Raw genomic sequence first — 25,847 nt, forward strand, 5'->3', positions numbered from 1 at the left:
TCCGGCACTAGGCCTCGTCTAGCCAGGATCGCCCGGCGCGGAACCCGCCGCCACCGCCCGCCGGACAGCCGATACCGGTATCCCGCCAAGATCACCAGCAGGCCGTTTTCCGGTATCCTGGGAACCGATGCCGAACCGCCGCCACCTCTGCTGGTCGGGCGACGATCCCATCCAGGGCCGCTGGTCGCTGACCCACGGGGAAGGGATCGCCGCGCATCAGCACGCGCGAGGACAACTGCTGTACGCGGCGAGCGGGCTGCTGGCGACGACCACCAAAGGAGGCACGTGGGTCGCGCCGGCGGACCGCATTTCGTGGACGCCGCCTCGCTTCGAGCACGGCCACCGCGCTTACGGCGAGACCGAGGTCAGCATCCTGGAGGTGCCCGCCGAGCTGTGCTCCGCGCTCCCCGCCGCGCCGGCCGTGTTCACCGTGTCCGCGCTGCTGCGCGCCGCGGTCTTGAAGCTGACCGGCGGCGCGGCCCTGCGCCCGGACGTCGGCGACCGGCTGCTCCGGGTGCTGGTCGACGAGCTGACCGAACTCCCCGAACAGCCGGTGTACCTGCCCGAACCGGCCGACGACCGGCTCCGCGCGGTCACCGATCACCTGCGCGGGAACCCGGCCGAGTCCGCCACCCTCGGCGAACTCGGCCGGGCCGTCGGGGCCAGCGAGCGGACGCTGAGCCGGCTGTTCCGCGGCGAGCTGGGGATGAGCTTCTCGCAGTGGCGCTCGCAGCTGCGCATCCAGCACGCGTTGGTATATCTCGGGGAGGGCCGTTCGGTGACCGACACCGCGCTGCGGTGCGGATGGGCCAACCCGACCAGCTTCATCGAGACCTTCGCCGCGATCCTCGGCCAGACTCCAGGGAGCTATCAGGCCTCGCTCAGAGCCGCCCGGTGACTTTTCAGCCGCCGAAGCGGTACGCCTCAGGCCGCTCCGGGTCATAAGCCGCCCAGCCCGGCTTGCCCTCTCGCGCGAACGCCGCCCAGGCGGCGTGCACCTCCGCCGCAAGGCCTGCCGGAGCGGCGTCCGGGCCGAGCAGTCCAGTGTCTCCGTGCAGCCAGGGTTCGTCGGCGAGGTCGAAGACGAACGGCAGCTCGACGGTGTGCGCGGCGCCGAGCCGACCGTCCAGAGCAGTGGAGCGGTACCCGAACGAATAGACATAAGTGCGGCCGGTTGAGATCTCAGCGTGCGCCTGTGCCATACGAAGGGTGCCTCGCCCGAACAACACTTCGCCAAGCTGATCGGCGGTGTCGTCCGGTTTGCCCTGCGGCACCAGGTAAAGCCGACCCTCCTCGGTGTTCGTGCCGATCAGCAGGTCGACGTCGCCGACCAAGCTGTCAGCGGGCTGCACCGGCAGAACCAGGCTAAACGGGCTGAGCCCGGCGAGCGGATCCGCAGCAGCGGCGGTGCGCAGGTCGAGTCCGGCCAGCGCGGGCAAGATATCCAGGAACCGTTCGTCTGAGATCTCAGCGAACGCCGCTGAAGTCGGTTCGACGCCAAGCGCGGCGGCAGCCGCCACGGTGACCCGGCGCGCCTGCTCCGGAGTGAACGCACCCGTACCGCTTCCACTTTGGACAATCGCGCGCCGGAACAGTCCCTTGGCCTCTGGGGTCGCCAGCAGCGCACCGGTGAGCGTCGCCCCCGCGGATTGCCCGAATACCGTGACATTCCCCGGATCCCCGCCGAACGCGCCGATCGAATCGCGCACCCACCGAAGCGCGGCGAGGACGTCGAGCAGCCCGCGATTGTCCGGTGCTCCTTCCAGGGCAAGGAAACCCGGGATGCCGAGCCGGTAGTTCACCGTCACGAGGACGATGCCGTCGCGGGCGAAGGCGCTGCCGTCGTAGAGCGCGGCGCGGGTCGACCCGGTGACGAACCCGCCGCCGTGCACGAAGACCATGACCGGACGATTTCCCGCGTCCGCGGCTGGGGTACGAACGTCGACGGTCAGATATTCCTCTCCAGGGACCCAGCCCGGTCCGAAGTACGGGGTCAAGTCGAGCCGGCCGAAGTCGCGGACGGGCTGCGGAGCGGTCGGCGACGGCTGGGTCCCGTCGCGGACTCCGGACCAGCCCGGATGCGGCGCCGGCGGAGCGAACCGGCCGGGGCCGATCGGAGCGGCGGCGTAGGGAATGGCCCGGTAAAGTTCGCCCGCTGCGTCACGAAGGCCGCGGACAGCACCCGCCGCGGTTTCCACGACCGGATTTTCCCGCTGAGACATAAGAATCACTTCTTTCAGGAGATCCGGGAGAACCCGGCCCACTTCTTGATCGCGAACTTCGATCCGTCCCGCTCGACCTCCGCCGCCCCCGAACCAGGGAAGTGCGCCGGGAACACAAGCGCGTTGTCCTCGACAGCCCGGCCGAGCAGCGCGCGCCGGGTTGCCCGCGCCTGCACCGGGTCCTCGCAGAAACAGGAGTTGGTCTCCGGCTCGGCGATCTGCAGCGGGGTGTGCACCAGGTCGCCGACGAACAGCGCCCGGTCGCCGCCGGAATCCAGCGTCAGGACGGACGAACCGGGAGTGTGCCCTGGCGCGAGTTCGAGGCGCAGGTTCTTGTCGATCTGGTACGTCCCGTCCCACAGCTGGACCTGGCCCGCCTGGTGCACCGGAGCGACGCTGTCCTCGAAAACGTTCTGGTTCCCCCGGCCGAACACAGTCTCGTTTTCGTTGGCCGGGTCCCAGAATTCGAAGTCCCGCTGCGGCATCAGGTAGGTGGCGTTCGGGAAGGTCGGCACCCACGCGCGGCCCTCGAGGCGGGTATTCCAGCCGACGTGATCGATATGCAAGTGGGTGTTGATGACGACATCAACGTCCTCGGGTGAGATACCAGCAGCGGCGAGGTGGTCGAGGTAGCTGGTGTCGAGGCGGCTCCACACCGGCGCGTACGGCCGGTCCTTGTGGTTGCCGACGCCGGTGTCGACGAGGATCGTGCGGCCCTCGCTGCGCAGCAGCCAGGACTGGATCGCCGACTGGCATTCGCCGGTCTCCGGATCCCAGAAATCGGGGGCCAGCCAGCCGCGGTGCTCGTCCCACGAGCCCGCCGGGCTGTCCGGGAAGAACTGGTCCGGGCTCATCTCGACCGTCCCGTAGAACTCCTTGACGCGGGTGACCGTGACGTCGCCCAGAATGATCTCGTCCATACGACCGAGCCTCGGCGCGTCGACGCGCCCGGACCACTCCCGCGTTTTCCTACCCCGCACAGGGTGTGGCAGTGATATCTCACGCGGCGGATAGTGGAATCCATGACCGCTGGCCCGCTAGGAGACTTCCTGCACGCACGACGAGCCCGGCTGCTCCCCTCCGACGTCGGGCTGGCGGACGTCGGACCGCGCCGTCGGGTCGCTGGCCTGCGCCGGGAGGAGCTGGCGCACTTGGCCGGCGTCAGCGTCTCGTACTACACGCGGCTGGAGCAGGGTCTCTCCCGAGGCGCGTCAGCCGAGGTGCTCGACGCGATCGCGCGCGCCCTGCAGCTGGACGCCCACGAACGCGCCCACCTCGACCGCCTCGCCGACGCGGCGCGCCGCACGCCCCAGCCGCGCCGTCCGCGCCCGGAGAAGCTGGCCGACGAAACGCGCGACCTCCTCCGCGCGGTCGACGGCGTCCCGGCGCTGGTGCTGGGCCGCCGGACGGACGTGCTGGCGTGGAACACCCTCGGCCACGCACTGCTGGCCGGACACCTGGACCTGGCCCAACGCCCCAACCTGAGCCGGATGCTGTTCCTGGACCCGCACTGCCGCGAGCTGTACGCGGACTGGAAACGCAAGGCCCGCGCAGTGGTCGGCAACCTGCGCATCACCGTCGGCAAGCACCCGGACGACCCGCTGCTGGCCGAGCTGATCGGCGAGCTGACCATGAAGAGCCCGGAGTTCGTCTCGCTGTGGCGCGATCACCGGGTCGGCCCGTGCGACGCCGATTCGTACGAGTTGCGGCATCCGGTGGTCGGCCGGGTGACAGTGACGCAGCAGACGCTGTCGGTGGCCCGGTCGCCGGAGCAGGTGCTGATCGTGTGCACGACCCCGGCCGGCTCGGCTTCGGAGGAGGCGTTGGCTTTGCTTCGGCAGGTCAGCGGGCCAGACCCGATCAGAACGGCAACTGCCGCCGCAACCGGTTCAACCAGCGTTCGACCGTATCCTGCGGCTGCCCGGGATCATTAGCCGGCGCGGCCTGCGTGACCGCCTCCTGGACGTGCGAGCCCACCGTCCCCGCGTACTGCGGCAGCGCGTACACCACCTGCCAGTAACCCTCGCGCAGCTGCACGGAATTGACCCGCACGTACCCGGCAGTGCCGCGAGCCAGGTCGAAGCCGTATCGCGCCGCGGTCGGTTCCGGATCGGCGGAGGTCACCACGACGACCGTCGGGCGGGCGTTCGCGACCACGTCGGTCGGGTCGGCTCCGTGCGCGATCGCGCGGTCGTTCAGGCCGATGTAGTCGATCGATTCCCAGCCGCTGAAATATGGGATGGCACCCGCGTCGGTCACCGCGAGAGTGCGGCTCGGGGCCGGAACTTCCGCCTTCGCGAGGCCCTTGCCGATCGCGACGTGGGCGCGCTGCAGGTCCGGCCCGTAGTTGGTGATCGCGCCCAGGTCCGGTGCCGTCGCGCCCGCCCACGCGGACCAGCCGACGGCGACCGCACCCAGAACCGAGCCGACCACGCGGCTGCCGAGCGTCCCGACTGCCAGCGCGGCACCGAGGCACAGCACCGGGACTGCGTGGTCAGCGAAGCGGTCCAGGTAGTCCATCGTCGGGCCGGAGACCGCATACGTCACGTACGTGACACCAACAGTCACGACCAGTAGTACGCCAACCGCGCGCGTTGCCCGACGGAGGAGCAGCGAAAGGGTCAGCAACAGCAACGGCAGAAGGACCAGCGTCGTGTGCTTCGTCCAGATCCAGCCGAGCGAGAGGTTGCCGAACTTCACGTAGAAAGTGTTGGGCAGCAGCTGTCCGTAGAACTGCCAGCGCCAGCCGAAATAGCCCGCGCCGACCAGCGCCGCGGCCGCCGTCCACAGCCACTGCGCCCGGCCGCGTTGCCGCACCAGCCACCACAGGAGAACCGGCAGCGCGGCGAGCGCGCCCTCCGGACGGATCATGCCGAGCAGGACCAGCAGAGCAGGCGGCTCCCACGCGCGCACCTGCGTGCCGTCGAGCACCCGCAGCCCGAGTACGACGACCCGGAGCAGCACGGCGGCGAACGCGGCGGTTTCGAGGCCGCCGGTGATGTGGAAGTAGGTCGGGAGGAACACGACGTACGCGCCGGCCCCGACCAGCAGGCCCAGCATCCCGGCCCGGCGGTGTCCTTCGCGCAGGAGCATCGCCAGCGTCGCGAGCCCGAGCACCAGCGAGGTCAGCTTCGTGAACAGCGGCAGCGCGACGCCGAGGACCGAGCCCAGCGCTCCCCACACGACCCAGGCGAAGTTCGTGAAGCCCTCGACCGGCGGGCCCAGCAGATTCCACACCGGACCGTGCCCGTCCGCGAGGTTCGCGGAATAGCGGAAGCTGATGAACGCGTCGTCGATCGTGAAGAACCAGGCCGCCCACGCGCCGATCAGGAACACGGCAAGGAGCCCGAGCGACGCGAGCACCGCCGGCAGAGCCCGCTTCCGGCGGTCCTCTTCCGGCACTGTCGAATCGATGTCGGCGTGGACAGCCGTCATACCCTGCTCCCTGGCTGTGGACAACGGTCGCCACCATACCGGGTGAACTTTCTCGTGATTCGGCACGCTGCGCAGCTGGTCGCGCGCGGCCGATTCCCGGTGCCGCCCGCTCAGCTACACCTCCGCGCCAGCCTCCCGCGCCACCAAGTCGATCTCAGCCAACAGCTCCGACTTGCCCGCCTCCCCCAGGAACGAAGCCTGCACCGCGTTCTTCGCCAGCATCGCCACCTCGGCCGCCCGCAAACCGAGCGCCGCCGCCACCGCCAGGTACTCGCCTTCCAGCGTCGCGCCGAACATCGGCGGATCGTCGGTGTTGAGGGTCACGACGAGCCCGTGATCGAGCATGCGCCGCACCGGGTGGGCCGCGATCGAGGGCACCTGGCGGGTCCGGACGTTGGACGTCGGGCACACCTCGAGCGGGATCCGGTGTTCGGCGAGGTAGGCCAGCAGCGCCGGGTCCGTCGCGCAGCTCGTGCCGTGGCCGATTCGTTCCGCTCCGAGGTCGTGGACGGCCGACCAGACGGTCGCGGGGCCGCTCGTTTCCCCGGCGTGCGGCACGCTGTGCAGACCCGCCTCTCGGGCGGCGGTGAAGAACGGCTCGAATTGTGCCCGGCCGACGCCGATTTCCGGGCCGCCGAGACCGAAGCCGACCAGTCCGTCCGGACGTTCCCGCAGCGCGAACACGGCGGTCTCCCGTCCGGCTTTGACCCCCTTCTCCCCGGGAATGTCGAAGCACCAGGCCAATTCCACGCCGTGCTCCGCCTTCGCGACGGCGCGGCCTTCGACGAGTCCGGTGAGCAGTTCGTCGCCGGGCAGGCCGTCGAGGACGTGGTTGTACGGCGTGACAGTCACTTCGGCGTAGCGGACGTTCTGCCGGGCGAGTTCGGCCGCGAGACCAGTCACGAGCGTGCGGATGTCGTTGCGGTCCTTGAGCATCGACTGCACGGCCCAGTAGACCTTGAGGAAGTGGTCGAAGTCCCGGAACACGAAAAACCGTTCCAGCTCAGCACGATCCGCTGGCACACCGGCTTCCGGATGACGGCGGGCCAGCGCGAGAACTGTGTCGACGCTGGCGGAACCGACGAGGTGGACGTGCAGTTCGGCTTTGGGCAGGGCGTGAACGAACGCGCGCAGGCCAGACATGAGAAAGCTCCCTGAAAGAAGAATGAGGTGACGGAGGAAGAAAAACGGGACGACTCAGGGAGCGAGGTCGCCACGATCGCGGTCGGCTCCGTAGAGCGGCAGCTGAAACTCCGGCACGGCCTCCACTGTAGCGGAGATCAGCTGCCGACCCGGAAAAATCGCGGGAAGCCGTTACCGGCGATGGCTGGGCCGAGCCTGATTGAACAGCACCGCGCTGCAGATCAGCACCAGCCCGGCGACCGCGACCCCGACCACCGGGCTGATCAGCAGCACCACCGTGCTGATCACGCTCGCGGCGAAGGCCGCTTGCAGGCACGCCCACAACGCCGGCGTCACCCACGCCAGCGCCCCGGACGCCGCGCATACCCACCGGCCCCGCGCGACCGGTTTGCGGTGCCGTCCCGGGCCGCGGCGGGCGAAGACTTTCGTCGCGGCGGCCACCATCTCGTCCCGGGTGGCGATCCGCCGCCCGCCGCGGGCCGGTGCGACGGCCGCGCCGAATTCGACGCGTTCCACCCGTCCGGCGCGGTCGTCGTCTAGCGGTCCGGTGTTCTCCGGCGGTAGAGTCATGCCGTCTGTTCCTTTCCCAAGAAGAGGTTTCAGACATCCCCGTGGCCCCCTGTTGCAGCAGGGGGCCACATCTGTCTCCCCGGGCGCACGACCCAGTTCGATAGTTCCCATCTTGGCCAAGAGCGGGCAGACCTCGAGACCTACTGACGGTCGTCTCGGCGAGCGGCACCCAGCGGTCGATTAACGGTAAAGAGACACGACGAACTACCGTGCGCAATATCAGTCCGCCGGTTCAGTCCGGCACTTCTGCGGGCTTTGGCAAAAACGAACTCCCCGACCGAACTCCGCCTTGCGCACGTCCAATCAGGTACCGACGTGCCCCCACCTGGATAAATGCCGAGTCACGCTCTGTGCGCGCGAACACTGGCACGGGACAAAACGCCCAGCGATCCGGAGCGCGGCGGCGATTTCTAGCGCACCTGGAACCGCTTTTCATCACCCACAAGAGTGGTAGCATGCGAGCAGAGGGAAAGGATCAAGAAGAAGCGCGACAGCAGCGCCGTCAGCCGCCACCCAGGGCTCTGACCAGTGATTTTCTCGCGGAAACCGGATCGCGGGACAACATTGGCATTCAGCCAACCCAGCGCGAAGTACTCCGTTCATCGCACGCCCGCAGGCATCTGCCGACTGGAATATGCATGCCTTACGGACCAAGCCAGAATATTCTTACACACCTTGCCGCCACGGCTTCCGGCGCCCCGGACACGGTTCGCCGGAATGCTGCCGATCAGCCAATAACGCTGCCGCACTGGACAAATACCGGCCAGGAACAGGACAGAGCCCGCACCCCGATCACCGCGAGAAAACCGTCCCGACGCCAAACAGGTGAACCTATCGGCCCATTTCGGGATTATGCAAGTCAGCGCCTTGCTTCGGCATATTCCATCCTCGATCCTGAGTTTGAATATGCCAGAAAAAGACGACGGCTTGACAAGGAAGAAACCATGAGTTCTTACGATCCGGACACCGTGAGTTCTTCGCTCGACGCCACCGCCTGGCAGCGGCCTTCGGCGTGCGGCGGCAACGGCGGGGACTGCGTCGAAGTCAACCTGAGCGATCCCGACGTCGTCGCGGTGCGCGATTCCAAGATCGGCCGTTCCCCCGCGCTCCTCTTCGACAATCAGGAATGGGCGGCGTTCTCCGGGGCGCTGCGCGAGGGGCAGTTCGACCGCTGACAGATCGTCATCCCGGTCCCCCCGTTCGAAGCTCGTCCCCGGACGACCGGACGAGCCCCGCCGGTCTTGGCCGGGCGTAATACGAGGACTACTATGATTTCGTGCCCGGCAACGGTGTTGTCTCCTCCCCCGATCGGACGGCTCGCGCCTCGTGAGCCGGCTTTCCGTCGAGGCTCAGCTTGTCGAGCTGGGCAAACTTCTCGTCGCCGCCCGCGTGGAACGCGGGCTGACCCAGGGCGAACTCGGCGACGCCCTCGGCTACACCCAGCCGAACATCAGCAAGATGGAGCGGGGCAGGACCCGCGTCCACCCGCATCTGCTCGACAAATGGATCGACGCGCTCGAGGTCGTTCCCGCCGCCGCGGCGACCATGCGGCAGTACAACCAGGCCTCCCGCGCCGACCGGGTGTGGAACGCCCGCCGCCTCGCGGCCAGCCCGGCTTGGTTCCATCCGGTGTTCGAGGCCGAGCAGGAAGCCGCGATCGTCCTGAAGTGGACCGGCGAGCGCATCAGCGGGATGCTGCAGACCGAGGACTACATGATGGAGCAGTTCCAGGCCTACGGCCGCACGGACGTGACCGACGCCGTGCACGAGCGCAAGCTGCGGGCCAAGCTCCTCGACGACTACCCGGACCGGACGTACAAGTTCATCCTCAGCGAAAGCGCGGTCCACCGGCTGACGCGGGCGCGCACGGACAACCCGTACGTCGCGCTCGGCCAGGTCCGGCACCTGCTCGGCCTCGCCCGCAACCATCCCGGGGCGACGATCCGGTTCGTGCCTTTCGAGAAAGGACCGCTGCACGTCGGTCCCGATTTCACGATTTTGCAGTTCGCCAACAACAAGCTCGACCGTTCGTTCGCCGAAACGTCGAATGGCGTCCAGACCTTCATGAACGACTCCGAAACCTACGACACCGATCTGCAATCGTGGGAATCACTTTCGAGTGTCGCCCTTTCGGCGGAGGAATCGGCAATTCTTCTCGAAGAATCCGAGGCGGATCTGATCAGCACCCGTACGCCCGCTGTCCGGCGGACCGGAGAGCGGCTAGGCTGATCTCGCGCCGTCGACCACGAGGAGAAGCTGGTGACTGGCCTGGAGCAAGAGTCTTTTCCGCCGCCGGGGATCGATCTCAGCCATCCCAGCGTGGCCCGCGTCTACGACTATTACCTCGGCGGAACCGCGAACTGGGAAATCGACCGGCAGTTCGCCGAACGCATGCTGCGCGATTATCCGATGGTGCGCCCGATCGCCCGGGCCAACCGGCGTTTTCTGCACCGGGCGGTCCGGCATCTGGTGCGCAAGGGAATACGGCAAATCGTCGACCTCGGTTCCGGCGTCCCCACGATGGGGCACGCGCACGAAATCGCCGAGCAGATCGCACCCGGAGAGGTGAAAGTCGCTTATGTCGACTGCGAACCGGTCGCCGTCGCGCATTCCACCAGCCTGCTGCGGGAACAGGGCGACCCCGCCCGGCACGTGGCCCTGCACGCCGACCTGCGCGATCCGCGGCGACTGTGGTCCCTGCTCGCCGGATCGGGCGTGATCGACCTGGACCAGCCGGTCGCGCTGCTGCTCATCTCCGTCCTGCATTTCGGGCAGCCGCCCGCCCCGGACAGCGGCAGCACCGAAGACCTCGGGCCCAGCTGCGTCGCCGCCTACCGCGATCTCCTCGCCCCCGGGTCGTACCTGGCGCTGTCCCACGTCACCGACGAGGGCGTCCCGCCGCACTGCGAGCAACTCCTCGCCGACGCCAAGGAGCGGTACGCCGAGGCGGGCACCGATCTCGTCTACCGCAGCCGGGCCGAGATCACCGAGCTGTTCAAGGGCTTCGCCCTGCTCGAACCCGGTGTCACGTGGACGCCGCTGTGGCATCCGGAGGAGGCCGGCCCGAACGATCGGCCCCTCCCGCTCTGCGCGGCCAACGAGTCGCTGCTGCTCGCCGGGGTGGCCCGCAAGGGGTTGCCCACCTGAAATGACGGAGATTTGCGTTATCTCAGTCATTACGCTAACTTGAGCCGCATGGACGAGGACTGGGAGCTCGCGTTCGCCGACGACGCCGGCCGCCACTTCGCGCGGCAGCACGGCATGACCCCGATGACAGGGCGGGTGATCGGCTGGTTGCTGCTCTGCGATCCGCAGCAGCAGACGATCGCCGAACTCGCGGACGCGCTGCGGGCCAGCCGCAGTGCGGTCACCAGCGCGATCAGCGAACTCGAAGAGTGGTCCTGGATCCAGCGCACGCGAACGGCCGGGGAACGGGTCGACCGCGTGCGGCTCGCTTCGGACGTGTGGCTGCGCCTGCTCGACAACCAGTCCGAGTTCGCCTCGCTCAGCGCGCTGGCGCAACGCGGACTGGACGCGATGGCCGGTCAATCCGCTGAACGGCGGGCCCGGATGGAAGAACTCGCGGATTTCGCGAAGTTCCTCGGCGAGCGGATGCCCGAGCTCGCCGTCGAATGGCGTGCTCGGCGCGAAGCCTTGCACAGCAGGTAAGTCCGGCTTCACCACGCGCCTGGCGAACCCGTCAGGCGATTTCGCCCTGCCCGAAATATCTCACTGGGGAGAACTGATGTCTTTCAACCACGCCCACTGGCAGTCCCGGCTCGACACTCTGCGCGCCGCCCACGGCGTTCCGGGTGCGTCCTTGGCCGTGCTGGACGGCGGAGAGGTGCACGAACTCGCGAGCGGCGTCCTGCACCGAGGGACCGGCGTCGAGGTCACCACCGACTCGGTGTTCCTGTCCGGCTCGCTCGCGAAGGCCTATACCGCGACCGTCGTGCTGAACCTGGTCGACGCGGGCACGCTGGACCTCGACACCCCGATCGTCAAGCTGCTGCCGGAATTCGCGACGCCGGACCCGGTCGCCACCGAGACGATCACCGTCCAGCAGCTGCTCAGCCACACCGGCGGCCTCACCTGCGACTTCACCTACGACTCCGGCCGCGGCGACGACTGCCTCGCCCGCTACGTCGAGGCCGCCGCCGGGGTAGCCCTGGACTGCCCGCCCGGCACGGCGCTGTCCTACAGCAGTGTCGGGTACGCCGTGCTGGGCCGGGTCATCGAGGTCGTGACCGGCAAGACGTGGGACCAGGCGGTGAAAGACCTGCTGTTCGCCCCGCTCGGGCTGGAGCACTCGATGACGCTGCCCGAGGAAGCCTTGCGCTTCCGGGTGGCGATGAGCCACCTCGGCGAGGAACCCACGCCCGTCTGGGATTTGATGCCGCGCTCGGCCGGGCCGTACGGCCGCGTCATCATCTCCGCCGGCGACGTCGCGCGCTTCGCGAAGATGCACTTGGACGGCGGCGTCGCGGCCGACGGCACGCGCGTGCTGTCCAGCGACGCGGTCGCGCTGATGCAGCGCCGGGTGGTCGACAGCCCGGACAAGTGGACCGTTTCCGCTGACGGCTGGGGCCTCGGGTGGACGCTCTACGACTGGAACGGCGTCGCCGGATTCGGCCATGACGGCAGTTCCGTCGCGCAGCATTCGTTCCTGCGGGTGGTGCCGCACGCTGGCGTGGCGGTCGTGCTGCTGACCAACGGCGGCGACTTCGACCGGCTGTACCACGAGCTGTTCAGCGAATTGCTCGGCGAACTGGCCGGCGTTGAGATGCCAGAGCCGTTCGCGCCGCCGGCCAACCCGCCCGCGGTGGACATCACGCCGCTGGTCGGGACCTACGTGCGGGAAGGCGTGGTCACCACGATCAGCCGGGCTGACGACGGCAAAGCGCGGATCCGGTACGAGTTCGTGGACGGGATGAAGGACCTGTCGCCGCCGTTGGAAGCGGAGCTGGTGCCGGTGACCGAGACGGTGTTCGCCGCTTGCGGGGAATCCTTCGGCGCGAACCCGGTCCCGGTGGTGTTCTCGAAGCTCGCCGACGGGAGCCCGTGTGTCTACATTGGAATGCGGGCGACGCCGAAGACCTCGTGACGGCGCCCCGGAATCAGGACAGCAACCGCTGTTCCTTGGCGACGGCGACCGCTCCGGATCGGGTATCCACTCCGAGCTTTTCGTAAATCCGCCCCAGATGCGTCTTCACCGTCGCCTCGCTGATGAACAGCCGTCGCGCGATCTCCCGATTCCCCAGCCCCTGCGCGAGCTGTTCGAGAATGTCCCGTTCGCGGTCGGTGAGCGTCGGCCGCGGCGCGCGCAACTGGGCCATCATCCGGTCGGCCACCGGCGGCGACAACGCTGTCCGTCCCGCCGCGGCCGACCGGATCGCCGCGTACAGCTCGTCGGCGGACTCGGCCTTCAGCAAATATCCAGTCGCCCCGGCCTCGATAGACCGGGTGATGTCGGCGTCGGTGTCATACGTGGTCAGCACCAGCACTCGCGGCGGCTCCGGAGCCGAGCGGAGCCGCCGGATCGCTTCCACGCCGTCCATTCCGTCGCCCAGCTGCAAATCCATCAACACCACGTCCGGCCGCAACGCGGCAGCGAGATTGATCGCCTCCTGCCCCGTCGCGGCCTCGCCGACGACCTCGATCCCGCCGGCGCCGGCCAGCAGCGCACGCAGGCCGGCCCGGACCATGGCGTGGTCGTCGCAGAGCACGACGCGGATGGGTTGATCCTCAGACATGGTGTGGTCCCAACGGAATCGCGGCCGAGATGGCGGTGCCCTGTCCGGGCGCGGATTCGACAGTCAGCCGGCCGCCGAGCTGCGTCGCCCGCGCGCGCATGGCGGGCAGGCCGTGGCCGCGGCCGTCGGCGCTCGGGGCGGCCGGGTCGAAACCCCGGCCGTCGTCAGTGATGTCCAGCACGACCTCATCGTCTAGGTAGGTGAGGGTGAGCGCCACTCCCGACGCGTCCGCGTGTTCGCGCGCGTTGGCCAGCGCTCCCTGCGCGATCCGGACCAAAGTGGACTGCACGCGGCCGGGCAGCGGCCGGGCAGGCCCGTCGACCTGGACGCGCACCGGCCGCGGTTCGCGTGCGGCGACGTTCCGCAATGCTTCCTCGACCGAGTGTCCGTCGAGGTCGGTGGGGGCCAGATCTTGCACGAGACCGCGGGCTTCGGCCAGGTTTCGCGCGCCGATCTGTTGTGCCGCATGCAAATGCTCGCGCGCAAGGTCCGGATCGGCCCACGCGCGGTCGGCCGCCTGCAGCAGCATCGCTTGGCTGGACAGGCCTTGCGCCAGTGCGTCGTGAATCTCGCGAGACAGCCGTTGCCGTTCGTCCAGCATCCCCGCGCGACGCTCGGTTTCCCGCAGCCGCACCGCCTGCCGCCGCAGGTACGTGATCACCGCGGCAGTCACGGCGGCGACGGCGACCGGCACGATGGTCAGATTCGGGTCGAAGCCGGTCGAAAGCCGGTTCTGGGAGAGCACGACCAGCGCGGTCACCAGCGTCACCAGCACTAACGCGGGTCCGGTCGGCAATGTGCGGAGGCCGGTGACGAACAGCGGGACCGCGCACCACGCGAAACTCGGCGCGAGCAGCACCAGCACCACCCACAGCACGGTCACGACGGTCAGCCAGGCCAGATACGGCACGGTCACCTGCTCCGGCCCGGTCACCCGCAGCACGAGGCCGACCGCGTAGACCGCGGCGAGGCAGCCGGTCAGCGCGATCACCCAGGGCGCGGCCGGTTCGCCGTGATGGTGGTCGAGGAAGCGCACGATCGACGCGACCAGCAGCAGGAAGAACGCCGTGTGCATGGTCGCGGCCAGCCACCGCGCGTCCCGATCAGTCATCGCCACCTCCGTTTCAGGTCCTCTGGGGAGCCTGACCTGTGCGAACCCGCCCGGCATCAGCCGATCGGATGACCTGAGTGTCGGCCGTTCCGCGCCGCGAGGCGAGCCGAGACTCCGATCCGGTGAAGGCGGTCCCGGACGCACGATGAATGCATCAAGCCGGACAAGCCAAGGAGCATCCCGATGAAGAACTTCACCGCCAAGACCCGCATCGCCACCGTCGTCGGCGGCCTCGCCGTGATCGGAGCCGCCACGACCGGCGCGCTGGCCGCCAACGCCGCCACCCCTGCCGCGTCCGCCGCTCCCGCCGCCGCTGCCGCGCAGGCCGCACCGAAGGGCTTGGTCCAGACCACGCACCTGTCGATCGCCGCCGCGCAGAAGGCCGCGCAGGCCGCGCTCGCTGCCGCCGAGAAGGCGGGCCAGCACGTGTCGGTCGCGGTGGTCGACCGCGACGGCAACACCATCGTCACCCTGCGCGGCGACGGCGCGGGCCCGCAGTCGTACTCCTCGGCCGAGGAGAAGGCGTTCACCGCGGTTTCGTGGAACGCCAAGACCTCCGAGCTGACCGGCCGGCTGCAGCAGGCCCCGACCCTGAAGGACATCAAGGGCACCCTGTTCCTCGCCGGAGCGGTCCCGGTGGACGCGAACAACGCCCCGATCGCGGCGGTCGGCGTGGCCGGCGCGCCGTCCGGCGTGCAGGACGAGAGCTTCGCGCAGGCCGGGGTGGACGCGCTCGGCAAGTAAGACCTGCGGGGATTCGGCCAGCGGTCCGGTTTTGGTTCGGCGGGCCTCGTCGTTGGCGGCGAGGCCCGCTGGCGGGGCGGGGCGGGGCTCTTGGCTGAATCCGCCAGTGATGCTCGCTTTGAACCCCGGCTTCGGGTCAGCATCAAGGCTGGTTGAACCCGCCGGTATTGCTCGGTTTGAGCCCAGACTTCGGGTCGGCACCTGGTCTGGTTGAACCCGCCAGCGCCCAGGCTTCAGGCCAGCACCAAGTCTGGAACCCGCCGTTGATCCTCGCCTAGCCCAAGCTTCAGACCCGGCTGAACCGAGCCCGCCCCGAGACAGAAACCGGCCGACCGCGTCGACCGCCAGCAGGCGAGCTACCCGAGCAGCCGCCCCGCCGACCAGCCCCGGCATCAACTGGATTCCCAATCCACCTCGGCCCCGGCCTGCTCACGAGGCCCGCACGGCCCCGTACTGCAACCCGTCCAGCAGAACCTCAGTGATCCGGACCGCCTCTTCCCGCCAGCCCTCCGCGATCCGCATCCCGCAAATCCCGCCGAGCGCGCGCAATACGGTGCGTCCGCCGACGTCAGCGCGGAGCGTTCCGGCCGCGGCACCGGCTTCGAGCAGTTCGTCGAGCGCACCGGCCATCTGAGCGCGAGCGTCCTCGAACACCGGCGAATCCGTCGCCATGATGCTCTCCAGCGCGACCGCCATCCCCTTGCCGACGGCCGAGTGGTCCACCAACCGCAGCAGGAAATATCTCAACGCCTCGTCTGGCGCGTGCTGTTCGAGCAGTTGAGATGGCACAGCGCACAACTGGTCGACTTCCTGCCGGTACACCTCTTCCACGAGCGCTTCCCGCGTCTCGAAGTGCCGGTAGAGCGTGCCGACCGCTACCCCGGCTCGCTTGGCGATCTCGTCGACATGCGCGTCGGACTCTCCGGCGAGGAACGCTTCCCGCGCGGCGGCGAGGAGTGCATCACGGTTGCGTCGCGCGTCGGCGCGCAGCGGGCGGGTGGGCGGCACCAGCACCTCCATAAAGTGAGTCCGGTTCAGTTTAGTGTATCTTTTCCGGAGTCAGACTCACCTTAGTGCGGGAGCGATGCCATGACAGTTCCGGACGAGGGTCTCGCGGGCCTCCGCGTGCTGGTGACCGGCGGCAGCCGAGGGCTAGGCGCCGCGACGGTCCGCCGCTTCGCCGCCGCTGGTGCGACAGTGTTGGCAGCTTCGCGCAGCGCACCGCCAGACGATCTGCCCGCGACGTTTCTGTCCGCGGACCTCTCGACAGAAGCTGGCGCGGCGGAGCTTGGCCGCCGGGTGGCCGAGAGCGTCGGCGGGATCGACGTCCTGGTCAACAACGCGGGAGCCGCGACCGATCCCGCGCCGACGCTCGGGCGGACCGACGAATCCTGGTTCGCCGACCTGGAGATGAACCTGCTCAGCGCCGTGCGGCTCGACCGTGCGCTGGTGCCGGGGATGGTCGAGCGCGGGGCCGGCGTGGTCGTGCACGTGTCGTCGATCGCGAGTCACCTGCCGCAGCGCGGTGAAGCTCCCTACGCAGCGGCGAAGGCTGCGCTCAATGTGTACAGCCGTTCGCTGGCGACGGAGGTCAGCTCGCAGGGTGTGCGGGTCGTATGCGTGCTGCCGGGGTTTGTGGCTACGGAGGGCGCGGCCGCGCATCTTCAGCAGATCGCGTCTCAGGAAGGCATTGGGGTGGAAGAGATTCAACAGCAGATCGTGGACCGGCTGAACGTCCCGATGGGACGGCCAGGCGATCCGTCGGACGTGGCGGAGATGATCGCGTTTCTCGCTTCGAGCCGGGCGAAATGGTTGACAGGGGCGGAATTCCGGGTCGACGGCGGAATTATCCCGGCAGTCTGACCGCCGCAGCGGAGGGAGTATCCCATGGAGTTGAAGCTTGGTGCGGTGATCATCGACGCGGCGTCGCTTGAGGCGGAGAGCGCGTTCTGGCATCGGCTGCTCGGCGGTTCTGTCGCAACGACGGAAACTCACCATTTCCTCAGGGCGGAGGGGTTTCCGGTGCTGGTGATTCAGCACGCCGCCGGACAGGCGCCGCCGGAATGGCCGGACGGAGCGTCGCAGCAAATGCATCTGGACGTAACCGCGGATGATCTTGCTGCGGCGGAGAAACGGGCGGTGGAGGCGGGTGCGCGTCGGCTTTCCGGCCACGTGTATGCCAGTCCGGCTGGGCATCCGTTCTGCCTTCGGCAGGCTTGAAACCCCAATAGACTCGGCGGATGAACCAACCTGCCTTGTCGTTCGGTGCGGCAGCGTCCGCGTATGCCGAGCATCGCCCGGATTACGCGCAGGCCGCGGTGTGCTGGGCACTCGACGCGGCGCCCGGGCCTCGGGTGCTCGATCTCGGCGCGGGCACCGGGAAGCTCACCGCCGCGTTGGGGGCCGACGTCATCGCAGTCGAGCCAGATCCGGCGATGCTCGGCGAACTGCGGCGCGCGCTGCCGGAAGTCCGTGCCGAGCGAGGCAGTGCCGAAGCGATCCCGCTGCCGGACGGGTCCGTCGACGCAGTGCTGTCCGGTAACGCCATGCATTGGTTCGACATGGACGCCGCCGGACCGGAGATCGCGCGAGTCCTTGCGCCCGGCGGGATTCTGGCCGGATTGTGGAATGTCGTGGACGACCAGGTGGGGTGGGTCGCCGAACTGGCGCGGGTCAGCGGCAGCGCGGCGATCGGGCCGCGTGACACCCCGGCCGGATGGCGTACCGCGACCGCGCATCTTCCGGAGGCCGGTGCGCCGAGCAGGTTCGCATCGCCAGAGCGAGCCGAGTTCCCGCACGGTCAGCTCCGTACCGCTGACACCCTGGTCGCGACTCTGTCCACAAGGGCCGGGATGCTGATGTTGCCGGAACCGGAACGGACCGCGGCGCTCGATCGGATCCGGGATTTCCTCGCGGAGCAGACCGAGACCGCGTCCGGAACGTTCACGCTGCCAATGGCGACGTGCGTGCTGCGCACCCGGAAAAAGCCGTCACAGCCCAGAATTTCCGGATAGGCTGATCGCATGATGATCCGCCTGGACGCGATACTCCCTGTCCTGCCACGGAATCCGTATTCCTCGGCGGGTTCCGCGGTGGTATTCCTTCCTGCCACGCGCGAAAAAGGCCTCTGCCATGAAAGCTGAGCGGGTCGCCGTGGTGACGGGAGCCGGACGGGGAATCGGGCTGGCGATCGTCCGGGCGCTGGTTGAGGACGGGTACACGGTGGTCGCCGCGAGCCGTACGGTCACCGGTTCGCTGAAGGACCTGACGCCGGACGCGATCGAAGCCGATCTGAGCAGCCCGGACGAACCGGCACGGGTCGTGCAGCACGCGCTAGATGAGCATGGCGGGATCGACCTGCTGGTCAACAATGTCGCGGGCACCTCGAATCCGCCCGGCGGATTCCTTGAACTCGACGACGAGGCGTGGCTGCACACGTTCAACGTCACGTTCCTCTCGAACGTCCGCGCGACGCGGGCCGCGCTGCCGAGCCTCCTCGAACGCCGGGGAGCGGTGGTCAACATCAGCTCGGTCAACGCGAAACTGCCACAGCCGCGGCTGATCGCGCAATCGGCGGTGAAAGCAGCGGTGACGAATCTGGGCAAGGCACTGGCGGAGGAGTTCGGCGGCCGAGGCCTGCGAGTGAACACCATCTCGCCCGGTCCGGTGTGGACTGATCTGTGGACCGCGCCCGGCGGTCCTGGCGACCAGCTCGCCCGGCGCGCGGGTGCCGAGCTGGCGGAATTCAAGGACCAGTTGCCGAGCACGGTGGGGCTGTCGACCGGCGAGTTCGCCGATCCGGAGGAAATCGCTGCGCTGGTGGTGTTTCTGGCCTCCAGGAAGGTGGCGAACATGAGCGGCGCGGACCTGGTGATCGACGGCGGGATGACGAAAACCGTCTGACCGGCGCCGACGACCTAGCCGCTGAATCGCTTCACGTAGTCCTCGACGATCGGCCGTTCCGGAGCGATGATGTCGTCCGGCAGCCGGTCCAGCTCGAAGAACTCGTACCCGGTGATCTCCGTCCCGTCCACGGCGACCTCGGTGTTCTCGACGGTCGCAGTGAACGCGGCAGTCACGTTGTGGACCTCGTCGCCGTGCGGATACCGGTAGAAGTACTCCGGTCCGGAATAGACACCCAGCAGTTCGAGATCCCGTACCACCAGGCCGATTTCCTCCCGCACCTCACGACGGCCAGCGTCCTCATAGGACTCGCCGGGATCGAGGAACCCGCCGGGCAGGCCCCAATCCTGGCTTTCCTCCCGGAACACCAGCAGCAGCCTGCCGCGCTCGTCGGCGATCAGCACCGACGTTCCGGGCAGGATCAGCGGGCGCGTGCCGACTAGTTCGCGCAGTTCGGCGATGTAGTTCATCAGCTGTCAGTACCTTCTTGGTCGGGTTCGGTTCCGCCGCGCGGGCGGAAGGCGACGATCGGCAACTGCTGGACCATCCGGTGCCGCGCCGCGTCGGAGCCGTCATAATGCCAGCCCAGCAGTTTGCTCAGCACAGGATGCAGGACTGGGCGCAGCAGCAGATTCCTTCGCTCGTAGTCGGCGATGGCGTCGGCTGCTTCGGTTTCGTCGAGGATTCGGTGCTGGGGAGCGAACTTTCGGCGGCCGATCGCGACCTCCGCCGCGGGGGCTGCCTGGATGTTGCGGTACCAGTCCGACGACGGGCCCAGCCCGGCGATGGCCAGTACTTCGTCGGTCCGGGGACGGAGGCCGATCACTTCCAGCACGGTCCGGTACTGCCGGCCGGACTTGCGGCCGACGTGGGTGAGGCACAGGAAACGCTTGCCCAGCAACCAACCCAGGTCGCGGTCGTACAGCTTCGCCGGCGCCTTGAAGACCGTGCGCGCTATCGGGTTCACGGTCGGACTCCTTCCCTCGCCGCATGGTGCAGGTTCGTGATGAGCGCAGTGGATTTCCCGGTCAAACTCCCGGCCACGAATCGGTCAATTCCGGGCAACCGGGCCAGTTTCAGCGCGAGCCGCCGCAAGTGGAGCTGCGCTTTGCTGTCGGGGAGAAACCAGCGCGCGCCGTTGCGGGCGACTTGCTGTTTGTCGGCCGCGACGGGACGCCAGAGCCGTTCGTACTCCGCCAGCCCGTCGGAGATTGTCGACGCTCGGTTCAGCTGATCTGCCAGCACGTACGCGCCTCCGATGCCCAGTGACGCGCCCTGTCCGGCCAGCAGCGACACCGCGTACGCCGCGTCCCCGACCAGCGTGACCCGTCCCTTGCTCCACGTTGACATCTCAATCTGGGCGACCTGGTCGTAGTAGATCTCCTCGGACGGCGGACAGTGCGTCAACGCTTCCGGCACCAGCCAACCCAGCGAGCCGTAGGTGTCCAGCAGCGACGCCCGGATGTCGTCGGGCATGGCGGGGTCGGGCGTGCGATGGACGGCGAAGGCGGCGACCGTGCCAGCGCGCAGGCCATAGAAACCCATCTGGCGACCGACGGTGTCGGTGAGGCAGAACCGTCCGGCCGCCACCGCCTGGATCTCGGGTGACTTGAACAGGAACGCCGCGGTGTGAAAGCCGAGATAGCGGAGGAACTGCGATTCCTCGCCGAACACCAGCCGCCGAACGGTCGAATGGATTCCGTCGGCGCCGACCAGCAGATGGGCTTCCAGCACTGAACCATCCGACAGCGTGGCCGCGACTCGGTGGCCGTCGTCCTCGACCGCGACTAGCCCGCTGTCGTACCGAAGCTCGACCTCCGCGGGCAACGACGCACGCAAAGCCTGTTCCAGATCCGGCCGCAAGACGCTCAGCAACCGGCCGCCGACGGTGCGCGCGAACCGGGCGAACTGGATCTCGGACCGACGCTTCCCTTGTGCGTCAAGGAGAGTCGCTTCGGAGACCGGGTACGCCGCTTCCTTGATCGCGGGCAACACGCCCATCGCCTCGGCCGCGTCGTAGCCGGCACCGAAGAAGTCGATCATGTATCCCTGGGGGCGAGGGCCGGGCGACCGCTCGACCAGCGTCACCTCGTTGCCCAGCGCGGACAGCCGGTTTGCCGCGGCCAGCCCGGCGATGCCGGCGCCGCAGACCAGGATTTTCATCGCATCCCCCTAGGGTTGGGCGACCAGCCCGCGCAGCACGGCGGTGACCGCCGCCGGATCGCCGCCTGGGGCGAGGCCGCGGTGCAGCAGCAGGCCGTCAATGGTCGCCACCAGCACCTCCGTGGTCGCGTCTGGTTCGGGAACGCCGCGTTCAGCCAGCCAGCGGGAGACCTGCTCGCGGAATTCCAGAAGCAGGCCGCCGATCCGTTCGCGCAGCTCCTCGTCGCGCCGCGCCGCCAGGTAGGCCTCGACGAACAGCACCGACAACGGATCCACTCCGGTGTACGGCTCGACCGACCCGAACAGCGCGGTCACCAGGTCCGCCGGGTTCTGCGTCGCGGCCAGCGCCGGGCCGACACTCTCCAGCACCTCGCGCATCGCGTCGAGGACCGCCTCGCGCAGCAGCGCCTGCAAGGACGGGAAGTGGTAGTGCACCACGCTCGACGTCACGCCAGCCCGCTCGGCCAGCACGCGGGTGCTCACCGCGGTCCAGCCGCGTTCCGGCACTAGTTCCGCCGCCGCTGCCAGCAACCGCTGGCGCACGTCGCGTCCGCGTGCCGTCGCCGGAGAACTCATCCCGCCCCATCTCGGTCAATCGTCCAGGTCGGTCGTACAGGGCGATCGTCCTGTACGACTGCCCTGATCGTAGCGCGGCCTGCCCCAGCAGGGAAAGCGGGTGATCCAAGACTCACCTGAAGGCGGGAGGCGGCGGCGATGTCCGGTCCCTCCTCTAGCGTCTGAAGCGGCTGTTTCTGCCCGTCTCCGAAACCGACAGGTCGTCCACTGTGCGCTCGCCACTGTCCACTGTGTCCATTCGACGGCCGGCGTGGCTGGCGCCGCGGGTCGCGCGGACCGAAATCCTCGGCGGGCTGGTCGTCGCGCTCGCGCTGATCCCGGAGGCGATCTCGTTCTCGGTGATCGCCGGCGTCGATCCGCGGGTGGGCCTGTGCGCGTCGTTCACCATGGCGGTGGTGATCGCGTTCGTCGGCGGCCGTCCGGCGATGATCTCGGCGGCGACCGGGGCGATCGCCCTGGTGGTCGCGCCGCTGGCCAGGGAACACGGCTTCGGCTATCTCGTCGCGACGGTAGTGCTGGGCGGGCTGTTCCAGATCGTGCTCGGCTCGCTCGGAGTGGCGAAGCTGATGCGGTTCGTGCCGCGCAGCGTGATGGTCGGGTTCGTGAACGCGCTGGCGATCCTGATCTTCCTGGCCCAGGTACCGGAACTGATCGACGTGCCGTGGCCGGTGTACCCGCTGTTCGCCGGCGGTCTCGCGCTCATGGTGTTCTTCCCGCGCCTGACCAAGGCCGTCCCCGCGCCGCTGGTGTCGATCGTGGTGCTCACCGCGCTGACGATCGCGGCCGGGATCGACGTGCCGACCGTCGGCGACAAGGGCGCGCTACCCTCAGCGCTGCCGGTGCCGGGCATCCCGGACGTGCCGTTCACCTTCGGCACCCTCGGTCTGATCGCGCCGTACGCGCTGGCGTTCGCCCTGGTCGGGCTGATGGAATCGCTGATGACCGCCAAACTGGTCGACGACATCACGGACACGCATTCGAACAAGACGCGCGAAGCGGTGGGGCAGGGCGTCGCCAACGTCGTCACCGGGATTTTCGGCGGCATGGGCGGCTGCGCGATGATCGGCCAGACCATGATCAACGTCAAGGTCGCGGGCAGCCGGACCCGGCTGTCGACGTTCCTCGCCGGCGCGTTCCTGATGGTGCTGTGCCTGGCGTTCGGGCCGGTCGTGTCGCGGATCCCGATGGCCGCGCTGGTCGCGGTCATGGTGCTGGTCGCGTTCGGCACGTTCGACTGGCATTCGATCGCCCCGGCGACGCTGAAGCGGATGCCGGTCGGCGAAGTCGCCGTGATGGCGGTGACCGTGGGCATCGTGGTGGCGACCAGCAACCTCGCCATCGGCGTCGTGGTCGGGTCGATCACCGCGATGGTGATCTTCGCGCGCCGGGTCGCGCATCTGGTCGAGGTGACCGCGGTGCGCGAGCCCGACAATGTGCGTTACGCCGTGACCGGAGCGCTGTTTTTCGCGTCCAGCAATGACTTGGTCTATCAATTCGACTACGCCGACGACCCGGATCGAGTGGTCATCGACCTCTCGGCCGCACACATTTGGGACGCCTCGACCGTCGCGGCGCTCGACGCGATCACGACGAAGTACAAGGCGCGCGGGAAGACCGTGGAGATCGTCGGGCTGAACAAACACAGCGCGGCGATGCACGAGACGTTGTCCGGAGAATTAGCGGCCAGCAGCTGAGGCCAGCATCGCCGCCTGCTCCCGGATCCGCGGCCGGACGGTGAACCCGCTCGGCTTCAGCGTCAGCGATTCCACGATCTTCAACTCGTACGCCGGGTCTGCCTCGAAGTCATAGCGCTGCAACATGATCCCCAATGCCAGCACCGCCTCGTGCAACGCGAACTGGCGGCCGATGCAAGCGCGTTCCCCAGTACCGAACGGTTTGTACGCCTGGGCCGGGCGCTTCCGCACTTCCGCCGGCTCGAAGCGGTCCGGGTCGAATTTCTCCGGGTCCGGCCCCCACACCGTCGGGTCGCGGTGGAGCATCGGCAGCGGGACGATGATCGAATCTCCCTTGCGCATCCGGTATTTTCCGCCCAGCACAAGGTCTTCGCGGGCTTCCCGGGAGTAGCCGGGCGCGGTCGGCCACAGCCGCATCGCCTCGTCGAGAACGCGCCGGACGTACCGCAGCTTCGCCACGTCGCCGAAGGCCGGTTCGCGATCGCCCCACACCGCGTCGACCTCGGCGCGGGCCTTCTCCAGCAGTTCCGGGTGACGCGTCAAGTAATACAACGCGAACGACAGCGCGCCGGACGTCGTCTCATGGCCCGCGACCACGAAAGTGATGGCCTGGTTGCGAATGTTCACCGGGTCGAGCTTCTCCCCCGTCATCGGGTGCCCGTCGGTGAGCATCAGGCCGAGCAGGTCACGCGCTTCGCCGCCTTCCCGGCGGCGGCTCTCGATGACCTCGTCGACCAGGTTCGTCATGGTCGCGATGTCCGCCTGATTCTGCGCCGACGACCCGGCCAGCGCACGCCGCACGAACGGAAGCTTGACGTTGTCCAGCTGCGCGAACCGCAACGCACGGATCATCGCGGTGACGAACGGATGCGGTTCGTCCCGCTCGAACGACCCGAACCGGTACCCGAACCCGGCGAGACCGATCGTCTCGAGAGTCAGCCGCGTCATGTCCGCGGCGACGTCGACCGGGCCGGTCGCCCCGTCCCACGCCGCGGTCAACTCGCGGGCGACCTCGAGCATCATCGAGTGATAGCGGCGCATCGCCTCGGCGGAGAACGCCGGCTGCAGAATGTCGTGAGCCAGCCGCCAGTTCGGCTCGCGGGTATGCGCGGTGAACAACCCGTCGCCGACGACCCCGCGCAACCGCTCGACGCCGAGGCCGACGTGCTTGCCGAACCTCGACTCGTCGTTCAGCTCGGTGACCAGGTCGATCCCGCAGGCGAACACGATCTCAAGGCCGAAGAACTTGCGGGTGAAAATCGGCCCCAGCCCCGCGCCGGCGCGCATGGTGCTCTGCAACGGCGTGCGCACGTTGGTCCCGAGCAGGTCCCCGAGCACCGGCAACCGGCCCGGCCGGTGCGGAATCGCGGTGGTGTCCACAGTTCGCTCCCTACTGAACCCACATCCAATAGGGTCACCTTCCCCCGCTACTGAACTGGTGTCAAGTAAGCTGGGACGATGCGGACGCGCCTGAGCACCGAACAGCGGCGCGAACAGCTGCTGACCATCGGCGCAGGCCTGTTCGCAGGACGCCCCTACGACGAGGTGTGGATCGAGGAAGTCGCCGAAATCGCCGGCGTCTCGCGCGGCTTGCTGTACCACTACTTCCCCACGAAGAAGGACTTCTTCGCCGCGATCGTCCGTGGCCAGCGCGACCAACTGCTGGCAATGAGCGAACCCGACCCCGCGCTGCCGGTGGCTGAGCAGCTGCGCGCAGGGCTGGAGGTCTACCTCGAATTCGCCCGCACCCACCCGGACGGCTACCGCATCGTGCACCGCAGCGCCGGCGACGCGGACCGCGAAATCCGGGAAATCTGCGAAGCCGGGATGGCAGCGAACGCCGAGCGAATCCTGGCCGCGGTAGGCCTGCTGCGCCCGGTGACCGCTACTACCCGGCTGGCGGTTCGGGGGTGGCTTTCGTTTGTGGCGACGCTGATTCTGGACTGGCTGGACGAGCCGAAGATCAGCACGGAGGAGCTTCGGGACCTTTGCGCGCGGACGCTTTTCGCTGCAGTTGACGTGGATCCCAACACGGTCTGATTGCGGAAGGAACCCCCGCCCCCTCACGCCCCGCCGCTGGGCGGGAGGAAAACCTTCACGGACCTGCATTCCCTCAAAGGGCCCCTCACGGACCACCCGCTCGCCCCGCCGCCGCGAACCGCACCGAATGCCACATCCGGCGCGCTCCACGCGCAGAACGCCACATCCGGGGGCGTCCCACGCACCGAACGCCACGTTGGGCTCGTCCCATGCACCCAATGCCACACCGGGCCGGAGCCTCGCCACATGCCACACCGGGGCGCCGCCCCGTCACACGCCACACCAGGCTGGAGCCCCGCCGCGCGCCACATCGGCGCGCCAGCCCCCGTCACACGCGGCATCAGGGCGTTAGCCCCACCACCCAACCGCAGCCAGCGCACCCACCCAACCACCAAGGCACCCACACTCCCCCGCACCCCGATACGAAGCCAAAAACGCGGCGCGGGGGTGCTTGTCAAGGCATCTTTCCCGCCTTGACAAGCACCCCCGCGCG

General features: G+C 68.5%; 27 protein-coding genes. 14 read left to right on the forward strand and 13 right to left on the reverse strand.

The features are described 5' to 3' along the window. The first annotated feature begins 127 nt into the window (after positions 1 to 127). Entirely contained in the window at positions 128 to 898 is a 771-nt protein-coding gene (locus tag ACZ7OI_RS36440) for a helix-turn-helix domain-containing protein (RefSeq protein WP_470268628.1), read from the forward strand. A gap of 4 nt (positions 899 to 902) precedes the next feature. Here the strand turns inward: ACZ7OI_RS36440 and ACZ7OI_RS36445 are convergent, their stop codons facing one another. Together ACZ7OI_RS36445 and ACZ7OI_RS36450 are read right to left on the reverse strand one after the other, a co-directional pair. Continuing rightward, the gene (locus ACZ7OI_RS36445; protein WP_470268629.1) at positions 903 to 2,222 is read right to left on the reverse strand and encodes a carboxylesterase/lipase family protein; all 1,320 of its coding nucleotides are present in this window, start codon (positions 2,220 to 2,222) and stop codon (positions 903 to 905) included. A gap of 14 nt (positions 2,223 to 2,236) precedes the next feature. Then, on the reverse strand, positions 2,237 to 3,142 hold the full coding sequence (locus ACZ7OI_RS36450) for an MBL fold metallo-hydrolase (RefSeq protein WP_470268630.1): 906 nt from the start codon (positions 3,140 to 3,142) through the stop codon (positions 2,237 to 2,239). Positions 3,143 to 3,244: 102 nt separating this feature from the next. Here ACZ7OI_RS36450 and ACZ7OI_RS36455 point away from each other — a divergent pair, with 102 nt between their 5' ends. Continuing rightward, positions 3,245 to 4,156, forward strand: coding sequence for a helix-turn-helix domain-containing protein (locus ACZ7OI_RS36455; protein ID WP_470268631.1), 912 nt, complete (start codon positions 3,245 to 3,247; stop codon positions 4,154 to 4,156). Here the strand turns inward: ACZ7OI_RS36455 and ACZ7OI_RS36460 are convergent. From ACZ7OI_RS36460 to ACZ7OI_RS36470, 3 genes are all read right to left on the reverse strand, one after another. Continuing rightward, complete coding sequence (locus tag ACZ7OI_RS36460) at positions 4,083 to 5,657, reverse strand: hypothetical protein (RefSeq protein ID WP_470268632.1); 1,575 nt, start codon at positions 5,655 to 5,657, stop codon at positions 4,083 to 4,085. The genes ACZ7OI_RS36455 and ACZ7OI_RS36460 overlap by 74 nt on opposite strands. A gap of 114 nt (positions 5,658 to 5,771) precedes the next feature. After that, positions 5,772 to 6,800 (reverse strand): adenosine deaminase, encoded by a 1,029-nt coding sequence (gene add, locus ACZ7OI_RS36465; RefSeq protein ID WP_470268633.1) that lies wholly within the window; start codon positions 6,798 to 6,800, stop codon positions 5,772 to 5,774. 171 nt (positions 6,801 to 6,971) lie between these two features. Next, positions 6,972 to 7,370: a hypothetical protein gene (locus ACZ7OI_RS36470; RefSeq protein ID WP_470268634.1), complete on the reverse strand. Its 399-nt coding sequence runs from the start codon at positions 7,368 to 7,370 to the stop codon at positions 6,972 to 6,974. 455 nt (positions 7,371 to 7,825) lie between these two features. Here ACZ7OI_RS36470 and ACZ7OI_RS36475 point away from each other — a divergent pair, with 455 nt between their 5' ends. The 5 genes from ACZ7OI_RS36475 (at position 7,826) to ACZ7OI_RS36495 (ending at position 12,474) form a co-directional block, all read left to right on the forward strand. Next, entirely contained in the window at positions 7,826 to 8,545 is a 720-nt protein-coding gene (locus ACZ7OI_RS36475) for a DUF397 domain-containing protein (RefSeq protein WP_470268635.1), read from the forward strand. Positions 8,546 to 8,696: 151 nt separating this feature from the next. Then, positions 8,697 to 9,599, forward strand: coding sequence for a Scr1 family TA system antitoxin-like transcriptional regulator (locus tag ACZ7OI_RS36480; RefSeq protein ID WP_470268636.1), 903 nt, complete (start codon positions 8,697 to 8,699; stop codon positions 9,597 to 9,599). A 30-nt stretch (positions 9,600 to 9,629) separates the two neighbouring features. Beyond that, complete coding sequence (locus ACZ7OI_RS36485) at positions 9,630 to 10,517, forward strand: SAM-dependent methyltransferase (protein WP_470268637.1); 888 nt, start codon at positions 9,630 to 9,632, stop codon at positions 10,515 to 10,517. Positions 10,518 to 10,565: 48 nt separating this feature from the next. Continuing rightward, positions 10,566 to 11,039, forward strand: a complete 474-nt coding sequence (locus ACZ7OI_RS36490; protein ID WP_470268638.1) for a GbsR/MarR family transcriptional regulator — start codon at positions 10,566 to 10,568, stop codon at positions 11,037 to 11,039. 76 nt (positions 11,040 to 11,115) lie between these two features. Continuing rightward, on the forward strand, positions 11,116 to 12,474 hold the full coding sequence (locus ACZ7OI_RS36495; RefSeq protein ID WP_470268639.1) for a serine hydrolase domain-containing protein: 1,359 nt from the start codon (positions 11,116 to 11,118) through the stop codon (positions 12,472 to 12,474). A 13-nt stretch (positions 12,475 to 12,487) separates the two neighbouring features. Here the strand turns inward: ACZ7OI_RS36495 and ACZ7OI_RS36500 are convergent, their stop codons facing one another. Together ACZ7OI_RS36500 and ACZ7OI_RS36505 are read right to left on the reverse strand one after the other, a co-directional pair. After that, positions 12,488 to 13,123, reverse strand: coding sequence for a response regulator (locus ACZ7OI_RS36500; RefSeq protein WP_470268640.1), 636 nt, complete (start codon positions 13,121 to 13,123; stop codon positions 12,488 to 12,490). After that, positions 13,116 to 14,234, reverse strand: coding sequence for a sensor histidine kinase (locus tag ACZ7OI_RS36505; protein ID WP_470268641.1), 1,119 nt, complete (start codon positions 14,232 to 14,234; stop codon positions 13,116 to 13,118). The genes ACZ7OI_RS36500 and ACZ7OI_RS36505 overlap by 8 nt, the downstream gene beginning before the upstream one ends. A 183-nt stretch (positions 14,235 to 14,417) precedes the next feature. On the opposite strand from ACZ7OI_RS36505, the gene ACZ7OI_RS36510 reads away from it, so the two are divergent. Continuing rightward, positions 14,418 to 14,978 carry a GlcG/HbpS family heme-binding protein gene (locus ACZ7OI_RS36510; RefSeq protein ID WP_470268642.1) on the forward strand — a complete coding sequence of 187 codons (561 nt, stop codon included), beginning with the start codon at positions 14,418 to 14,420 and terminating at the stop codon, positions 14,976 to 14,978. Positions 14,979 to 15,407: 429 nt separating this feature from the next. On the opposite strand, the gene ACZ7OI_RS36515 is transcribed toward ACZ7OI_RS36510, so the two are convergent. Further along, entirely contained in the window at positions 15,408 to 15,986 is a 579-nt protein-coding gene (locus tag ACZ7OI_RS36515; RefSeq protein ID WP_470268643.1) for a TetR/AcrR family transcriptional regulator, read from the reverse strand. Positions 15,987 to 16,067: 81 nt separating this feature from the next. Between ACZ7OI_RS36515 and ACZ7OI_RS36520 the strand changes: the two genes are divergently transcribed. From ACZ7OI_RS36520 to ACZ7OI_RS36535, 4 genes are all read left to right on the forward strand, one after another. Next, entirely contained in the window at positions 16,068 to 16,841 is a 774-nt protein-coding gene (locus ACZ7OI_RS36520) for an oxidoreductase (protein WP_470268644.1), read from the forward strand. Positions 16,842 to 16,865: 24 nt separating this feature from the next. Continuing rightward, positions 16,866 to 17,198, forward strand: coding sequence for a VOC family protein (locus tag ACZ7OI_RS36525; protein WP_470268645.1), 333 nt, complete (start codon positions 16,866 to 16,868; stop codon positions 17,196 to 17,198). A gap of 20 nt (positions 17,199 to 17,218) precedes the next feature. Further along, positions 17,219 to 17,992, forward strand: coding sequence for a class I SAM-dependent methyltransferase (locus tag ACZ7OI_RS36530; RefSeq protein ID WP_470268646.1), 774 nt, complete (start codon positions 17,219 to 17,221; stop codon positions 17,990 to 17,992). Between the two features lie 118 nt (positions 17,993 to 18,110). After that, positions 18,111 to 18,881 carry an SDR family NAD(P)-dependent oxidoreductase gene (locus ACZ7OI_RS36535; protein ID WP_470268647.1) on the forward strand — a complete coding sequence of 257 codons (771 nt, stop codon included), beginning with the start codon at positions 18,111 to 18,113 and terminating at the stop codon, positions 18,879 to 18,881. A 14-nt stretch (positions 18,882 to 18,895) separates the two neighbouring features. On the opposite strand, the gene ACZ7OI_RS36540 is transcribed toward ACZ7OI_RS36535, so the two are convergent. Genes ACZ7OI_RS36540 through ACZ7OI_RS36555 form a run of 4 tightly spaced genes read right to left on the reverse strand, consistent with a single transcriptional unit; the run spans position 18,896 to position 21,620 of the window. Continuing rightward, positions 18,896 to 19,351, reverse strand: a complete 456-nt coding sequence (locus ACZ7OI_RS36540; RefSeq protein ID WP_470268648.1) for an NUDIX hydrolase — start codon at positions 19,349 to 19,351, stop codon at positions 18,896 to 18,898. Continuing rightward, the gene (locus ACZ7OI_RS36545) at positions 19,351 to 19,848 is read right to left on the reverse strand and encodes a nitroreductase family deazaflavin-dependent oxidoreductase (protein WP_470268649.1); all 498 of its coding nucleotides are present in this window, start codon (positions 19,846 to 19,848) and stop codon (positions 19,351 to 19,353) included. Before ACZ7OI_RS36545 ends, ACZ7OI_RS36540 begins: the two co-directional genes overlap by 1 nt. Further along, a complete protein-coding gene (locus ACZ7OI_RS36550; RefSeq protein ID WP_470268650.1) occupies positions 19,845 to 21,044 on the reverse strand; it encodes an FAD-dependent monooxygenase in 1,200 nt (399 codons plus the stop codon). Before ACZ7OI_RS36550 ends, ACZ7OI_RS36545 begins: the two co-directional genes overlap by 4 nt. Positions 21,045 to 21,053: 9 nt before the next feature. Continuing rightward, complete coding sequence (locus ACZ7OI_RS36555) at positions 21,054 to 21,620, reverse strand: TetR/AcrR family transcriptional regulator (protein WP_470268651.1); 567 nt, start codon at positions 21,618 to 21,620, stop codon at positions 21,054 to 21,056. Between the two features lie 221 nt (positions 21,621 to 21,841). Here ACZ7OI_RS36555 and ACZ7OI_RS36560 point away from each other — a divergent pair, with 221 nt between their 5' ends. Then, positions 21,842 to 23,314: a SulP family inorganic anion transporter gene (locus tag ACZ7OI_RS36560; RefSeq protein WP_470268671.1), complete on the forward strand. Its 1,473-nt coding sequence runs from the start codon at positions 21,842 to 21,844 to the stop codon at positions 23,312 to 23,314. On the opposite strand, the gene ACZ7OI_RS36565 is transcribed toward ACZ7OI_RS36560, so the two are convergent. Then, a complete protein-coding gene (locus ACZ7OI_RS36565; RefSeq protein WP_470268652.1) occupies positions 23,297 to 24,694 on the reverse strand; it encodes a cytochrome P450 in 1,398 nt (465 codons plus the stop codon). The two genes, ACZ7OI_RS36560 and ACZ7OI_RS36565, sit on opposite strands and share 18 nt — an antisense overlap. A gap of 78 nt (positions 24,695 to 24,772) precedes the next feature. On the opposite strand from ACZ7OI_RS36565, the gene ACZ7OI_RS36570 reads away from it, so the two are divergent. Beyond that, positions 24,773 to 25,354 carry a TetR/AcrR family transcriptional regulator gene (locus tag ACZ7OI_RS36570; RefSeq protein WP_470268653.1) on the forward strand — a complete coding sequence of 194 codons (582 nt, stop codon included), beginning with the start codon at positions 24,773 to 24,775 and terminating at the stop codon, positions 25,352 to 25,354. The last annotated feature ends 493 nt before the right edge of the window (positions 25,355 to 25,847 follow it).

The organism is Amycolatopsis sp. NPDC114503, from assembly GCF_055633655.1.